This is a genomic window from Rhizobium sp. BK591, assembly GCF_014195045.1.
Taxonomy (GTDB): domain Bacteria; phylum Pseudomonadota; class Alphaproteobacteria; order Rhizobiales; family Rhizobiaceae; genus Rhizobium; species Rhizobium anhuiense.
The window spans coordinates 496,114-511,762 of the sequence record NZ_JACIAZ010000002.1 but is presented as its reverse complement, the minus strand read 5'-3'; the positions used below and the strand labels follow the sequence as shown (position 1 = coordinate 511,762).

Here is a 15,649-nt window from a genome sequence, read left to right as displayed (position 1 = left end):
CAGGCCGTTGCCCTTATATGGCACGGTCCGTCGAGGCGTCGAAGAGATGGATCTGATCCGGATCGACCGACACGCCGATCGTGTCTCCCGCCTTGACCCTGTCGCGCCGCGTTTCGACGATCGTCAGCTCCGGCTGGGTCTCCGCGACGATGAAGGTCGAGGAGCCTGTCGATTCGACGAAGGCGATCGGTATATCGAAACTGCCCTGCCCGGGCGCGACGACGCCGATATGCTCCGGGCGGATGCCGGCGATGAGCTTGCGGCCAGGTTCGATGGCGCGGGATATCGCAAGCTTTTGCTTCACCGCGCCAAAATCCAGGATCAGGTTCCTGCCGTCTTCTGCAGCGATCGCGGGAATGAAATTCATCGCCGGCGAACCGATGAAACCGGCGACGAAGCGGTTCGCCGGCCGGTCGTAGAGATCGAGCGGCGCGCCCTGCTGTTCGATGATGCCGTCGCGCATCACCACCACATGGTCGGCCATCGTCATCGCTTCGACCTGGTCGTGCGTGACGTAGACAAAGGTTGCGTGCAGCCGGTCGTGCAGCGACCGGATTTCCTTGCGCATGTGGACGCGCAGCGCAGCATCGAGGTTGGACAGCGGCTCGTCGAACAGGAAGGCCTTGGGATGGCGGATGATGGCCCGGCTCATGGCAACACGCTGGCGCTGACCGCCGGAAAGCTCACGCGGATAGCGCTTCAGCAGATGTGAAAGACCTGTCGTCGCCGCCACGTCCTCGGCGGCTTTCTTGGCCTCTGCCTTGGCGATGCCGCGGATGCGCAGACTGTAGGTCAGGTTCTCCTCGACCGTCATATGCGGATAGAGCGCATAGGACTGGAAGACCATGGCGACATCGCGCTTGCGCGGCGGCACGCCGTTCATCAACTCGCCGGCGATCCTCAGATCGCCCGTCGAAATGCTTTCGAGGCCCGCAAGCGAGCGCAGCAGCGTGGACTTGCCGCAGCCCGACGGGCCGACGAGCGCGACGAAGGTGCCCTTGGCGATCGAAAGGTCGATATTCTTCAGGGCATGGAAGGCGCCGTAATATTTGTTGACGCCTCTGAGCTCGATCTGCGTGGTCATTTGAGGGCTCCAGAGGTGAGGCCGGATACGATGCGGCGCTGCAAGAGAACGAAGATGGCGAGGATCGGCGTCACATACATCGTGGCGTAGGCCATGATGTTGTTCCACTCGTTGGTGTTCGGCCCCATGAAGGAATTGAGGCCGACGCTTGCCGGCTGAAGCTCGACCGCCTGGATCATCGACTTCGAATAGACGAATTCGCCGAAGGCCTGCATGAAGATCAGGATGGCGCTGACCAGGATGCCGTTGCGGGCAAGCGGCAGGACGATGTTGAAGAAAGCGCCGACACGTGAATTGCCGTCGACGAGGGCCGCCTCCTCGAGCTCCTGGGGAACGCTCATGAAGGTGGCGCGCACCAGGATGACGAAGAAGGGCATGCTCTTTGCCGCGACCGCGATGATGACGGCAAGCCTTGGATAGTCCAGCATGCCGATCTGCGAAAAGCCGACGAAGATCGGCGTGATCATCAGCGAGGCCGGCAAGACCTGCAGCATGAGGATGAGGAACAGGCCGATATCCACCCAGACATTGCGGTATCTGGCGAGCACATAGGCGCAGCCGACCCCGAGCAGGGTGATGAGCGCCATGGAGCCGAGTGCGATCACCAGGGAATTCCAGAGATAGCGGCCCATGTCACGGCTTTCCCAGACATAGGCATAGGTGGCCCATTGCGGAGCGGCCGGCCAGAAGCTCGGCGGCGTCGCGAACATCTCCGAGCCGCTTTTCAGCGCGGTGATGTACATCCAGTAGAGCGGGAAGAGATAGATCGCCGCCATGACGACCGATATGGCGAGCATCAGGCGGTCGCGGTTGGTCGTATTCATCCGCGCACCTCGTGGCGTGTGGACCGGACATAGACGACGGAGGCGAACATGACGAAGACAATCATGATGACGGAGATCGTCGCACCCTTGGCGAAGTCGTATTGTCGGAAGGAGAGATCCCAGGCCCAGTATTGTGTGACGTTCGAAGAGTTGTTCGGCCCGCCCGAGGTGATCGCGGCGAAGAGATCGAACTGCTGCAGGGTGAAGATCAGACCGAGCGCGATGATCGCGCCGATGGTCGAGCGCATCATCGGCAGCGTGATCGTCCAGAAGCGCTGCCAGATATTGGCGCCGTCGAGTTCGGCCGCTTCGTAGAGATCGGCGGGAATGCCGGCGAGACCGACGGACAACAGGATCATGTTGAAGGAGGTGCCGAGCCAGATATTGGCGATGATGACGGCATAGAGCGAATAATGCGGGTCCGAGCGCCAGAAGATGTTGCCGGAGATGATGCCGCTTTCCCTGAGGATGAAGTTCAGCACGCCGAAATCGCCCGAGAGAATCCAGTTCCAGATGGCGCCGACGACGAGGCCGGGCATCACCCAGGAGACAAGGAACAGTCCGCGCATCCATGAGGCGCCGGGGAAATTGACCCAGAAGAACAGCGCCAGCCCGAAGCCGATCAGGAACTGGCCGGCGATGGAGCCGGTGACGAAGATGACGGTGTTGTAGAGGATCGGCAGCGTTTCCGGTTGCGCGAAGAGGTCAGTATAGTTCTTGAAGCCGACGAAAGGACGCGAGAAGGTCCCGAGGCTGAACATGTCGACCTCCTGGAAGCTCATCACGACATTGTAGATCAGCGGCAGCCCCGCCATCAGGAACAGAAAGCCGAGCGGGAAAGCGACCAGCACGATATCGAAACCGCGACCGTCCCTGACGCTCATCAGGATCCTTTTCATGGGTCCTCCGATACTCCGAACGGGGCCGCCTGGCGCATGATGCGGAAGACGGCCCCTGCCGGGAGGAAATGATGAGATGAACCGAGGCTCATCCGGTTAAAAGACGCGTTGCTTCCGGTCCCTCTTCTCCCCGCCGGGGAGAAGAGGGAGCAAGCGGCTCGCTCGCAGCCAATGATCAGCCTAGTACTGCCTTAATCTTGTCGGCGGCCTGGTCGAGGGCGTCCTTCGGGCTCATCTGGCCGGTCAATGCCGCCTGGATGGCGTCCTGGATCGCCTTGGAGATCTTCGGCCATTGCGGATGCGGACCGCGCGGCTTGGCGTATTTCAGCTGTTCGAGGAAAACCTTGAGGGCCGCATCCTTCAGCGGTTGGCCGCTTTCGGGGATCGAGATGTCGGACCGGGCCGGAAGCTGGCCGAAGTTCTTGAACATCTTGTCGTCCTGCGAGGCGAAATATTCGAGCGCCTTGAAGGCTTCGGCCGGATGTTTGCTGGTGGCAAAGATCGCCCAGTTGAAATCGCCCATGGCCGAAGAGCGTTCGGCCCCTTCCTTCGGAACCGGAAGCAGGGTGACGCCCCAATCGAATTTCGCTTCCTGCGTCATGCGGTCGAGCTCCCACGGACCGGAGATCGCCATGGCCGCATTGCCTGAATTGAAGGTTCCGGTCGAATCCCACTGACCGCGCGTCAGCGTATCGGGAGAAGCGAGCTTCTCGTCCATGATCGTCTTCCAGATCTCCAGCGCCTTCACCGCGCCGTCGGCATTGATGTGCTCATAGCTGCCGCCGCCCATCTGGGCCCAGGGAAGGAACTGGAAGGTGCCCTCCTCGTTGGCCTTGGCCGAGAAGGCGAGACCGTAGACGTTCTTGGCGGGGTCGGTCAGCTTGCGCGCATCCTCGACCAGCTCGTCCCAGGTCTGCGGCGGCTTCGCCGGATCGAGGCCCTTCGCCTTGAACATATCCTTATTGTAGTAAAGCGCGATCGTGTTGGTCGCCTTCGGCACGCCAAAATACTTGCCGTCCCACTCGACCGATTTCAGCGGTCCGGGGAAATAATTCTCCGGCTTGATGACGGTCGACTTCGCGATCATGTCGGTAAGATCGAGGAAGGCGCCGCGCGACGAGAACAGCGCATGCTCGGGATTGTCGACGGCGATGATATCGGGCGCCTGGCCGGTGGCATAGGCGCGCATCGCCTCGGTGACGACGTCGTCGAACTGGATCAGCCGGTATTCGATCTTGATGCCGTTGTTCTGGGCGTTGAACTCCTTGACGAGGTTCGGCGCCGGCTGGGTGTCCTTGTCAAGCGACCAGAGCGTCAGCGTGACGTCTTCGGCCTTGGCCGAAAGACCGAACAGCGAGACGCCTGCAAGGGCAAGCGCTGCCAGAATTGCATATTTGCGGATAGCCATGGTTCTCCTCCTTTGTGGTTATCCCCGTGTCCGGCAATTCCTCCTTGCCGGAAACGATATCATCAGGCCGGATCGACGACGAATTCGCCGCCCCGGGCATGCTTGAGGTGGTTGAGCGCATAGACCTGGCCGGTCATTTCAAGCGCGTCGCGATAGACAGGGTCGTGCCAGCCCTCGATGTCGATCGAGCCCGACCAGCCGGCCAGGCGCAGCTCGGAAATGATGTCGGTCCAGTTGCTGTCGCCGAAGCCCGGCGTGCGCATGAAGACGAACTTCTCCTTGCCGAAGATGCCGTGTTCCTTGATGACCTCCCAGCGGATGGTCGCGTCCTTGCCGTGGACATGGAAGAACTTGTGCGCCCATTTGCGGATCTGCGGCAAGGGGTCGATCAGATAGACCATCTGATGGCACGGTTCCCATTCCAGGCCGATATTATCATCAGGGGTCTCGTTGAAGATCAGTTCCCACGCATCGGGATTGTGGGCGATGTTCCAGTCGCCGGTCGCCCAATTGCCGTCCATGGCGCAGTTTTCGAAGGCGATCTTGATGCCCTTGTCGGCGGCGCGCTTGGCAAGCTCGCTCCAGATCTGCTTGTAGCGCGGCAGGCTGTCGGTCAGCGGTTTGCCGCGGATGCGGCCGGTGAAGCCGGCAACGCAGGTGGCGCCGAAGTGATGGGCATTGTCGATGCAATCCTTCCAGCCCTGCAGCGTTTCGAGGTCGATTTCGGTTTCCTCAAGCGGATTGCCGAACATGCCGAGCGTCGAGATGGTGATGTCGCGGTCGCCGATCGCATCGAGGCAACGCTTGCCGAGTTCGGCAAGGTCCTGGCCCTTGGTCGTTTGCCAGAAGAAGGGTTCGAAGCTTTCGAAGCCCATATCGGCGATATCGCCGATGCGGCTTGCGGCATCGCCCTTGTTGCCGCTGACCATGGTGCCGATGCGAATGGATTTTGCAGGGTTGCTCACGTCATGTCATCCTATGCTGAAATTTCGACGCGCTTGCCGGTCTTGGCGCTTTCGATTGCGCCGAAGACCATGGCAAGGCTTCTGATATTGTCGGAATTGACCGTCTCGGGCTGCTTGCCGGTGCTGATCGCCGCGATGAAATCGGCGATGACGCTGGCGTGGCCATGGGTTTCTTCATCGTGTTCCGGACCGGGAACGTTTACGGCTGCAAAGCCATGCAGAAGGCCGGGCTCTTCGCCGGCAACGGCCGCCTTGAAATTCTCTTCGCCATCCCAGGTGAGCATTCCCTTCGAGCCGACGAGGCGCCACTGGCTTTCCCAGCTGGTTCGCTCGCCCTCGGCGCACCAGGAGCCGCGATAGGTGAAGACGATGTCGTCGGAAAATTCGAAAATGGCGTTGGCCGAGGCGCCGTGCCGATACCACGAACCCTTTGGATTGCGCTCGACGCAATAGACGGCGAGCGGCTTCCTATCGGCGACGTAGCGCGCCGCATCGAAAGTGTGGATCGCCATGTCGAGAAGCAGGACGTTGTCCATCTCTTCGCGAAAGCCGCCGAAATGCGGCGCGATGAAGAAGTCGCAATGGATGCCGGTAAGGTCGCCGATCGCGCCGCTGTCGACGAAACGGCGAAGACGCCGGACCCCCGATATGAAGCGGCGGTTCTGGATGACAGCGTGGATGCGCCCGGTCTCGGCGGCAAGATCGATCAGCGCAGCGCCCTCGGCAAGCGAAGCGGCCATCGGCTTTTCGCTGAGCACATGGCAGCCGGCCTTCAGCGCCGTCGAGACGACGTCGTATCGAGCCGACGGAATGACGATGTCGAAGACCAGATCGGCCTTGGTGGCGGCGATGACGTCAGCCAGGTCCGAACCGATGACGGCGTCCTCGAGGCCGAACTCCGCGGCAAGCGTTTCCGCCGTCTTCCGGTTCAGGTCGACGAGGCCGACAATGGTGATGGCATCGGCCAGCAGAGGGTTGGAAGCGATCGCACGCAACCAACCTTTGGACATAGCTCCGCACCCGCACAGAATGGCACTGAATTTCACGATTTCCTCCGAGGGAATGGCGCCAACTCCTAGTGACACGCACTCCGTAAACGTTTACGACTGTATGCGGAAACTTTTTGCCGTGTCAATAGAGGTCAGATGCCAAATTGATCCGGATGATTTTAGGCCGGGTCGGCCTAAAATCTGAATCCTGATCTAAACCAAAGAAACAGAGCATGATGTCGTCCGAAAACCGCGCACACTTTTCGGCATCATGCTCTGGGGAAAATCGCCACCGATGAAAGGGATTCGCCAGCTCGCCGACCACCTGGATATTTCGATCGGCACGGTCTCGCGCGCCCTGAACGGCAAGCCCGATGTCAACGAGGAAACCCGCCGGCGCGTGCTGGCTGCGGCCGAGGAACTCGGCTATGTCGCCAACCAGTCTGGGCGGAGCCTGCGTCAGGGAGAGACGAAGGTCATCGGGTTGATGATCGAATCCAGCAAGGAGACGGTCGAGAATGCCGACAACTTCTTCCTTGGCGTCACCAGCGGCCTGCAGAGCGTCTTTGCCCGCCACAAGCTCGACCTCGTGATGCTGCCCTGCCCGAGCGACGAGGACCCGCACGAATATCTGAAGCGGATGGTGGCACGGCGCATCGTCGATGCGATGATCATCGCGGACACGCAGCGCGTCGACCGGCGCATCGACTTTCTGTCGCGGGCGAAGATCCCCTTCGTGGCGCTCGGCCGCAGCCTTTCGGCCGGCGATTTTCCATGGATCGATCTCGATTTCGAGGGCGTGGCCGACCATGCCGTCGAGCGGCTGGTCGCGCTGGGGCATCGTCGGATCGCGATCACCGCGCCGTCGAGCGAAGCCAATCTCGGTTATCTCTTTGTCGAAAGTTATCGCCGCGCACTCGAACGACACGGTATCGCATTCAACCCGGCACTCGTCATCCGCGTCAAGTCGAGCGAACGGGGTGGTTACCAGGCGGCCCATGAACTGCTGCTGCTCGAAGAACGGCCGACGGCGGTGATCCTGATCTATGAGCTGATGGCGATCGGCCTTTACCGCCGCCTGATGGAATCAGGTGTCATGCCCGGCCGCGATCTTGCGGTGATCGGCTTCCGCGACGCTCCTCGTGCACGGTTCTTGCAGCCGTCGCTCAGTTGCTTCCGTATCTCGCTCTACGATCTCGGCGTCGCGCTCGGCCGGATGCTTCTCGCCAACATGCAGGCCTATAGGGAATTCTATCCGAACGAGAGCCGCAACATCGTCTGGCCCCTCGAACTGATAATGGGTGAGAGCGATGCGTTTCAGGTCGGGGTCATGGCCTGAGCGCTATCGGCTCGCTTCCGGAAAGCGGAAGCGAGGTTCGTCCATTCCAGCGGCGGCGACGCCTCATGTGCCAGCAGGGAAGAACCGGTTTTCCGGCCGCGGCAATCCGAGATGTTCGCGCAGTGTCGTGCCTTCGTATTCGCTGCGGAACAGACCGCGGCGCTGCAGCTCGGGAACCAGCCGTTCGGTGACGTCGAGGAGACCCTGCGGCAGATAGGGGAAGACGACGTTGAAGCCGTCCGAACCTTGCTCGTCGAGCCAGCGTTCCATCTCGTCGGCGATACCGGCCGGGGTGCCGACGAAGGCAAGGCCGGCATAGCCGCCATAGCGCTGCGCCAGCTGACGCACGGTCAGATTTTCCTCCGCCGCAAGCTTCAGCACCTGAGCGCGGCCGGTCTTGCTGGCATTGGTGTCGGGAATATCGGTCGGCAGCGGCGCATCGGGATCGAAGCCCGAAGCGTCGTGACCGAGCGCGATCGAAAGCGAGGCGATGGCGCTGTCGTAATGCACCAGACTGTCGAGCGTGGCGCGTTTGGCGCGCGCCTCCTCGATGCTGTCGCCGACGATGACGAAGGCGGCGGGCAGGATCTTCAGATGGTCGCGCTTGCGGCCGATGGCTTCCATGCGGGACTTGATGTCGGCATAGAGCGCCTTGCCGGCGGCAAGATCGCGCGGCGAACAGAAGACCATCTCGGCGGTCTCGGCGGCAAGCTGGCGGCCGGGATCGGACTGGCCGGCCTGGACGATGACGGGCCAGCCCTGCGGCGGCCGGGCGATATTGAGCGGCCCGCGGACGCTGAGTTCCTCGCCTTTGTGGGCGAGCACATGCATCTTTTCCGGATCGAAGAACTGGCCGCTCTCCCGGTCGCGGATGAAGGCATCGTCGGCGAAACTGTCCCACAGCCCGGTCACGACATCGTAGAATTCCCGCGCACGGTGATAACGTTCGCCATGCTCCACATGTTCGTCCAGGCCGAAATTGAGCGCGGCGTCGGGGTTGGACGTCGTGACGATATTCCAGCCGGCGCGGCCGCCACTGATATGGTCGAGCGAGGCGAAGCGACGAGCGATGTGATAGGGCTCGTCGAAAGTGGTGGAAGCGGTGGCGACAAGGCCGATACGCTCCGTCACCGCCGCCAGCGCCGATAGCAGCGTGAAGGGCTCGAAGGAGGTCACGGTGTGGCTGCGCCTCAGCGCCTCCACAGGCATGTTGAGCACGGCAAGGTGATCGGCCATGAAGAAGGCGTCGAATTTCGCCCGTTCCAGCGCCTGCGCGAAGGACTTCAGATGGGCGAAATTGAAATTGGCGTCGGGATAGGAACCGGGATAGCGCCACGCGCCGGTGTGCAGGCTGACGGGACGCATGAAGGCGCCGAGGCGCAACTGCCGTGGGGTCATGACTTTCCTCATGGATCGGGCAAGGCGGTCGCCTGCCCCGCATTGGGCGTTCTTTCTGCAACCGTCGCGGCGACGCAGCGGGATATCGGTTACGTAGGAAGTCGCCGAAATCAAATCGAGACCGGGAGCGGCAATTCCGGGTGGGAATTTTATCGCTTGCCAAGCTACCTTGGCCGCGCCGGTGCAGAACGCAAACCCTAATCGCGGCGGTTGGAGACTGATAAGCAAACACTTTTCATTTTCGATGGCTTCTATAGAATTTGTGCTCTTATCTCGACGCTCGATTTCTTTCACCGATAGGCTCGTCAGAATTGGAGACATCGATGAACACAGTGCTGAGGTCAACAGATCAGATCCGGCCCGTGGCCGCCCGTATCGGCAGCGACGAGGAAGCGATCGCCACCGCCCGCAGACTGGCGGCGCAATTTGCCGCGCGCGCCGCCGAGCGCGATGCCGACCGGATCCTGCCGTTTACCGAACTCGATCTTCTCGCCCAGTCCGGTCTGCTCGCGATCACCGTGCCTGCGCAATATGGCGGGCTCGACGTCTCCAACGCCGTGCTTGCCGAGATCACTGCGATCCTGTCGGAGGCGGATGGTTCGATCGGCCAGATCCCGCAGAACCATTTCTATATTCTTGAGGCGCTTAGAACCGATGGCGGTGAGGAGCAGCAGCGCTATTTCTTCGGCCGTGTGCTGGCCGGCGATCGTTTCGGCAATGCGCTTTCCGAGCGCGGCACCAAGACGGTCGGCCATTACAACACGCGCATCACCCGCGATGGTCCGGGCTACCGGATCAACGGCCGCAAATTCTATTCGACCGGCGTTCTCTTCGCCGACTGGGTCACCGTTTTCGCGCTCGATCCGGAGGATCGTCTGACCATGGCCTTCGTGCCGAAGGGCACCGAAGGCGTCGAGATCGTCGACGACTGGGACGGCTTCGGCCAGCGCACCACCGGCAGCGGCACGACGATCCTCGACAATGTCTATGTCAGCGCCGATTCCGTGGTCTTCCATCACAAGGGTTTCGAGCGGCCGACGACGATCGGTTCCGTCGGCCAGATCATCCATGCCGGTGTCGATCTCGGGATCGCGCGGGCGGCCTTTGCCGAAACGCTTGATTTCGTCAGGACGAAATCCCGCCCGTGGATGGATAGCGGCCTCGATCGCGCTTCCGACGACCCGCTGACGATCGCCAAGGTCGGCCAGATCGCCATCCGGCTGGAAGCCGCAACCGCTCTTGTCGAGCGCGCTGGCCACAAGGTCGATGCCGCGCAGGTCGAGACGACCGAGGAAAAGGTGGTTGAGGCCACACTTGCGGTTGCCGCCGCCAAGGTGCTGACAACAGAGGTGGCGATCGAGGCGGCGAATACGCTCTTCGAGCTTGCCGGAACCTCGTCGGTACAAACAGGTCTCAATCTCGACCGCCATTGGCGCAATGCCCGCACCCATACGCTGCACGATCCCGTGCGCTGGAAATACCATGTCGTCGGCAACTACCATCTGAACGGCGTGACGCCGCCGAAGAACGGTGCGCTCTGAAGCCTTCGTCGCTTTCAAACTAAAACCCCACCGCCGCTGCCGCCAGTGGGGTTTTTCATTGTCGATGAAGCCGTGGCCGCCTCAGCTATAGAGGCTGACCTCCGGTATCCGGTCGTTCAGCACGAATTCACCGACTTCTTTCGCCTTGTAGAAGACCGGGTCGTGCAGCGTGTGGGTACGGACATTGCGCCAGAACCGGTCGAAACGGTATTTGTCTGCCGTCGAGCGGGCGCCGGTCAGCTCGAAGACGCGCGAGGTGATGTCGAGCGCGACATGGGTGGCGTGCACCTTGGCGGTATAAGCTTCCGCCGCCGCCTCGCCGCGCTCGCGCGCCGTCACGTCGCTGCCACGGGCAAGACCCGCCTGCACGGCTGACGCCGCATGGTCGGCAAGGGCTGCCGAGGCCTTCAGCGCCGCGGTGAATTCGCCGACGCGTTCGAGGATATAGGGATCGTCGGCCGCCCGCTCGACGCCTGACGTGATCCACGGCCGGGTGGTGGTTCTGACGTAATCGACGGCCGCCTGCAGCGCGCCTTCGGCGGTGCCGAGATAAAAGTTGACGAAGACCAGCTGGATGAACGGCGTGTTGAAGGTCGACAATACAGGCGGCGCTGCGTCGGGGGCAGCCGGCGCACCGACGAAATCCTCCTCGTAGACCGGGAAGTCGCGGAACTCGACGCTGCCGCTGTCGGACAGGCGCTGGCCGATATTGTCCCAGTCGTCATTGGCGACATAGCCGGGGCGATTGGTCGGCACGGCGAAGCCGGCGATCTTGTCGTCGAGCGTGGCATTGGCGTTGATGTAGTCGGAGACCCGTGCCGCCGTGGAGAAGGATTTGCGTCCGTTCAGCACATAGCCGTTGCCACGACGAGTCAGCACCAGCCCGGGATCGCGCGGATTGACCGCCGCACCCCAATAGAGGTTCCTGGCGACGGTATCGCTGCCCAGCGCATGGGCACGGGCGGCATCGAGGGCCCAATAGATATACTGGCTGTTGACATAGTGGTAGCCGAGCAGCTGACCGATCGAGCTTTCGCCGCGGGCGAGAATGCGCACCAGCCTCAGTCCATCGACCCAGTCGAGGCCGCCGCCACCGATTTGGGTGGGATGCAACGCATTGAGCAGCCCGGCATTCTTCAATTTGACGATCTCGGCGAGCGGCGGACGGCCTTCACGGTCGAGGTCTGCGGCGCGCCGGGAAAGGTCGGCAGAGATCTCCTCGGCACGGGCAAAGAGGTCTTCTCGCGTCGGATTGCGGTTCACCGCGAAGACGACATTGGACTGGCTCATGGGCGGGACTCCAATTCTCCAAAAAGATGATCCGGCGGGAGCGTCAAGCTCCCGCCGGAAGGATCGAGGGTGACCTCCTCAGAAAAGCTTGTCCGGAATCCAGCTCGCGGTTGCCGCATCGCTCGTGCTGAAGGCCGGGACCTTCGCAGCCAGTTCCTCGATCGTCTTGACGCCGGCCGCCCGCAGGCTCTCCTGCGTCAGAAGCGTCGGCTTCACGGTAATCTGATGGGGAACCGTCTGACCGGCGATCTCGAGTGCAGCGGCACGGATGGAGACGGCGCCGACGACGGCCGGATTGGTCGCGACGGTCGCAACCCAGGGGCTGCCTTCCTCGGTGATTTCCTGGATATCGGCGGTCGAGACGTCGGCCGAATAGATCTTCAGCTTAGCTGAAATGCCGAGATCGTTGGCGGCGAGCTTCACACCGCGGGCGAATTCATCATAGGGGGCAAAAACGACCGATATATCGGGATTGGCGGTGAGCGCGGCCTTCGCCTGGTCGGCGGTCGAGGTCGCCGTCGTGTCGCTGACATTGCCGAAACGGGCCTTTTCGACCACGCCCTTATTCTCCGACTTGAACTTGTCCCAGACCTCATTGCGGCGGTCGAGCGGCGCAAAACCCGCGACATAGACATAACCGGCGTTGAAGTCTTTGCCGTTGTCCTTCACCACCTGTTCGAGCGCCAGCGAGGCGAGCTCGTGATCGCTCTGTTCCACCTGCGGGATGTTGGGGTTGTTGAGGTTGACGTCGAAGGCCACGACCTTGATGCCCTTGTCGAGCGCCTGCCGCACGACGTCGCCGAGCGATTCCGGAAGGCCGTGGTCGATGACGATGCCGGAGACGCCGAGATTGATCGCCTGCAGGATCTGCTCGCGCTGCTCGGCGGCGTCCTGCCGGCCGGGGAAGACGCGCAGGTCGATATCCAGCGCCTTGGCCTGGGCTTCCGCACCGGCCTGGTAGGCCTGGAAGAAATCGCCGGCCGAGATGTAGCTGATCAAAGCCACCTTGACCCCGCCCTTATCAAAGGGGGCCGGAGCGCCGGACAGGCCGTCGGCTTTTGCGCCTTGAATGAAAATGAACGGAATGACGGCGGCAGACAGTGCGAGCCGTGCGAGGGATTTCATCGTCGCGTTCCTTCTAGCAATCGGAAGCGTCGTCTGACGGGTTCGGAGCCCCGCGACGCATCGGATTATTTAGATATAATCTCTATGTTTTTAGTAGAGTAAATGATCCGATTTTCCGGGCTGGGGGAGATTCTTTGTTTCCCGAGGACAGTTTGTGAGGGAAAGGCGTGCCTGGAGTTCGACCACCCGGACGGGGCACACTCCTGATACAAATGCAGTCCCGGACATGATCGATGCCGCTTCTTCACATTGAAAACATCACCCGCAGTTTCGGGTCGACGCGGGCACTTGCCGGTGCTGATCTGTCGATGGAGCGCGGTGAGATCGTGGCGCTGATGGGTGCCAACGGTGCGGGCAAATCGACGCTGGTAAAGATCCTCTCCGGCGTCCTTCCGGCCGATGGCGGCACGGTCAGTTTCGATGGCCGCCCCTTTGCGCCGCGCAGCCCGGCCGACGCGGCAAAGGCCGGCGTCGTCACGGTGCATCAATCGACTGATCTCGTCGGCGCGGCTGGCCTGAGCGTTGCCGATGCCCTGCTGCTCAACCGGTTCGCCGATCGCAGCACACCCTTCTTCGTCTCGCGCGCCGGCATCCGCCGCGCCGCGCAGGCAATGCTCGATGCCGCCGGCATCAGCCTGCCGCTCGATCGTGATTTCGGCGACCTCGGCAGCGCCGACCGGCAACTGGTGGCGATCGCCCGGGCGCTTGCCAACCGCGCCGATCTGCTCATCCTCGACGAGCCGACGGCGAGCCTTTCCGGAGAGGAAAGCCGCCGCCTCTTCGATATTCTTCTCAGCCTGCGCAAGCGCGGCCTGGCGATCCTTTATATCTCGCACCGCACCGCCGATCTCGAAGCCATCGCCGACCGTGCGCTCGTCATGCGCGGCGGTCGCGTCGTCGGCACCTTCTCGCGGCCGATCGATTTTTCGAGCGCCATCGAGACGATGATCGGCCGCCGACTGGATGCGGCCCGGCCGGATGCGCGGCCTGCGACCGGTCCGGCGATTTTCGAGATGCGCGACATCAGCCTGCTCCCCGAAGCTGAGCCCTTCGATCTGTCCTTGCATGAGGGCGAGGTGGTGGCGATTACCGGCGTGCTCGGCGCCGGCAAGAGCCGGTTGCTCCAGGCGATCTTCGGCGTGACGGCGCTTGAGCGCGGCGCGATGTTCCTCGACGGCCGGCCTTACCGGCCGAAAAGCCCGGCCGAAGCGATCGCCGCCGGTGTGGCGATGGCGGCCGAAGACCGGCACCGTTCATCGCTGATGCCGCCGGCGTGGCCCGGCCATTCGCTGTCGGCGACGATCAGCCTGCCGCATCTTGGCAAATGGTATCCGCGCGGTTTCCTGGTCGGTGGCCGTGAACGACGCGAGGCCGAGCAGGCGATCGTCCGTCTCGGCATCAAGGCCGCCGGTCCCCTCGCCTCGATCTGGTCGCTCTCCGGCGGCAACCAGCAGAAGGCGGTGATCGCCCGCTGGGAGGCTGAACCGAGCCGGCTGCTACTGCTCGACGAACCCTTCCAGGGTGTCGACGTCGGCGCCCGTCATGACATCATCCGGGCAATCCGCGCCCGCACCGACCGGGCGACGCTGATCGCGACCTCCGACCCGGAGGAGGCCTATGAAGTGGCCGACCGCATCCTCGTCATCGACCGCCACGTGTTGAGGCCCGCGGCACACGGGGCCGCTTTTGCCTCCGTAATCCAGGGAATATCCGCATGACGACGATCGACGACGACACTCTTCCGCAGGCAAGCGCCCGGCCGAAGGCATCACCGCAAGCCGATAATGGTCGTCTTGCCGCCTTCGGGGCGTTCCTCCGGGCGGGTGCGGTGTTCATCCTGCTTACGGCTCTCGTCATCGGCTTCACCATCGCCGAGCCCGCCTTCATCAATATCGCCAATCTGATGAGTATTCTGCAGGCAGTGTCCGTCGTCGCCATTCTCGGCGCCGGCGTCACCGTGACGCTGGCCGTCGGCGGTTTCGACCTGTCGATCGGCGCGGTCGCCGCATCGAGCGTGATGGCGGCGAGTTATGCGATGATCGTCTGGCATCTCGATGCCTATGTGACGGTACCGCTGGTGCTCGCCTTCGGCGCCCTGATCGGTCTCGTCAACGCCTTCCTGATCGTGCGCCTGAAGGTGCCGGATCTCCTGGCGACGCTGGCGATGATGTTCCTGCTTTCCGGTCTGCAACTGATCCCGACCGCCGGCCGGTCGATTTCGGCGGGCCTCACCCTGCCCGACGGTTCGAAGGCGACCGGCGCCTACGACCCGGCCTTTCTTCTGATCGGCCGCTACAGCATCCTCGGCACCCTGCCGGTTGCCGTGGTACTGATGGCGGTGGTCGCCGTCGCGCTTTTCATTCTCACCGAACGCACCCGCATCGGCCGGCTGCTGTTTGCGACCGGTGGCAACGAGGTCGCGACCCGGCTTGCCGGCGCGTCCACAGTCCGGCTGAAGACGCTCGCCTATGTGATTTCGGGCACGCTGGCGGCGCTGGGCGGCATCGTCATCGCCGCCCGCGTCGGGCGTGGCGATGTCTCCTCCGGCGGCTCGTTGCTGATGGATTCCGTCGCCGCCGCGCTGATCGGTTTTGCCGTCCTCAATCTGCGCCGCCCGAACGTGCTCGGCACCATTGCCGGCGCCGTCTTCGTCGGGGTGCTGCTGAACGGTCTCACCATGCTGAACGCCCCTTATTACACCCAGGATTTCGTCAAGGGCGCCGTGCTCGTCGGAGCCTTAGCGCTGACCTACGGCCTTGGCCGCAGCAATCCCTAATTCCAAGGAAG

Annotated in this window: 13 protein-coding genes; 4 read left to right on the top strand and 9 right to left on the bottom strand. The window is 62.5% G+C overall.

Translation table 11 applies throughout. The features are described from left to right. Nucleotides 1-13: 13 nt before the first annotated feature. From FHX10_RS09460 to FHX10_RS09435, 6 genes are all read right to left on the bottom strand, one after another. Complete coding sequence (locus FHX10_RS09460) at nucleotides 14-1,084, bottom strand: ABC transporter ATP-binding protein (RefSeq protein ID WP_063476115.1); 1,071 nt, start codon at nucleotides 1,082-1,084, stop codon at nucleotides 14-16. After that, nucleotides 1,081-1,908, bottom strand: coding sequence for a carbohydrate ABC transporter permease (locus FHX10_RS09455; protein WP_047613138.1), 828 nt, complete (start codon nucleotides 1,906-1,908; stop codon nucleotides 1,081-1,083). The genes FHX10_RS09460 and FHX10_RS09455 overlap by 4 nt, the downstream gene beginning before the upstream one ends. Beyond that, nucleotides 1,905-2,807: a carbohydrate ABC transporter permease gene (locus FHX10_RS09450; protein ID WP_047613136.1), complete on the bottom strand. Its 903-nt coding sequence runs from the start codon at nucleotides 2,805-2,807 to the stop codon at nucleotides 1,905-1,907. Before FHX10_RS09450 ends, FHX10_RS09455 begins: the two co-directional genes overlap by 4 nt. Nucleotides 2,808-2,982: 175 nt before the next feature. Next, a complete protein-coding gene (locus FHX10_RS09445) occupies nucleotides 2,983-4,215 on the bottom strand; it encodes a sugar ABC transporter substrate-binding protein (protein ID WP_168332401.1) in 1,233 nt (410 codons plus the stop codon). Nucleotides 4,216-4,277: 62 nt separating this feature from the next. Next, on the bottom strand, nucleotides 4,278-5,180 hold the full coding sequence (locus tag FHX10_RS09440; RefSeq protein WP_047613133.1) for a sugar phosphate isomerase/epimerase family protein: 903 nt from the start codon (nucleotides 5,178-5,180) through the stop codon (nucleotides 4,278-4,280). An 11-nt stretch (nucleotides 5,181-5,191) separates the two neighbouring features. Beyond that, a complete protein-coding gene (locus FHX10_RS09435) occupies nucleotides 5,192-6,226 on the bottom strand; it encodes a Gfo/Idh/MocA family protein (protein ID WP_097594786.1) in 1,035 nt (344 codons plus the stop codon). Nucleotides 6,227-6,464: 238 nt separating this feature from the next. On the opposite strand from FHX10_RS09435, the gene FHX10_RS09430 reads away from it, so the two are divergent. Then, nucleotides 6,465-7,508, top strand: a complete 1,044-nt coding sequence (locus tag FHX10_RS09430) for a substrate-binding domain-containing protein (RefSeq protein WP_127430075.1) — start codon at nucleotides 6,465-6,467, stop codon at nucleotides 7,506-7,508. 63 nt (nucleotides 7,509-7,571) lie between these two features. Here the strand turns inward: FHX10_RS09430 and FHX10_RS09425 are convergent, their stop codons facing one another. Continuing rightward, entirely contained in the window at nucleotides 7,572-8,906 is a 1,335-nt protein-coding gene (locus tag FHX10_RS09425) for an LLM class flavin-dependent oxidoreductase (protein ID WP_132573496.1), read from the bottom strand. 323 nt (nucleotides 8,907-9,229) lie between these two features. Here FHX10_RS09425 and FHX10_RS09420 point away from each other — a divergent pair, with 323 nt between their 5' ends. Next, nucleotides 9,230-10,447 (top strand): SfnB family sulfur acquisition oxidoreductase, encoded by a 1,218-nt coding sequence (locus FHX10_RS09420; protein WP_097622796.1) that lies wholly within the window; start codon nucleotides 9,230-9,232, stop codon nucleotides 10,445-10,447. A gap of 81 nt (nucleotides 10,448-10,528) precedes the next feature. Here the strand turns inward: FHX10_RS09420 and FHX10_RS09415 are convergent, their stop codons facing one another. Both FHX10_RS09415 and FHX10_RS09410 read right to left on the bottom strand, forming a co-directional pair. Next, complete coding sequence (locus FHX10_RS09415) at nucleotides 10,529-11,737, bottom strand: acyl-CoA dehydrogenase family protein (RefSeq protein ID WP_132573498.1); 1,209 nt, start codon at nucleotides 11,735-11,737, stop codon at nucleotides 10,529-10,531. 78 nt (nucleotides 11,738-11,815) lie between these two features. Further along, nucleotides 11,816-12,862 (bottom strand): substrate-binding domain-containing protein, encoded by a 1,047-nt coding sequence (locus FHX10_RS09410; protein WP_184389272.1) that lies wholly within the window; start codon nucleotides 12,860-12,862, stop codon nucleotides 11,816-11,818. A gap of 233 nt (nucleotides 12,863-13,095) precedes the next feature. Here FHX10_RS09410 and FHX10_RS09405 point away from each other — a divergent pair, with 233 nt between their 5' ends. Both FHX10_RS09405 and FHX10_RS09400 read left to right on the top strand, forming a co-directional pair. Next, nucleotides 13,096-14,580, top strand: a complete 1,485-nt coding sequence (locus tag FHX10_RS09405) for a sugar ABC transporter ATP-binding protein (protein ID WP_132573502.1) — start codon at nucleotides 13,096-13,098, stop codon at nucleotides 14,578-14,580. Then, nucleotides 14,577-15,638: an ABC transporter permease gene (locus FHX10_RS09400; RefSeq protein WP_097594792.1), complete on the top strand. Its 1,062-nt coding sequence runs from the start codon at nucleotides 14,577-14,579 to the stop codon at nucleotides 15,636-15,638. The genes FHX10_RS09405 and FHX10_RS09400 overlap by 4 nt, the downstream gene beginning before the upstream one ends. The last annotated feature ends 11 nt before the right edge of the window (nucleotides 15,639-15,649 follow it).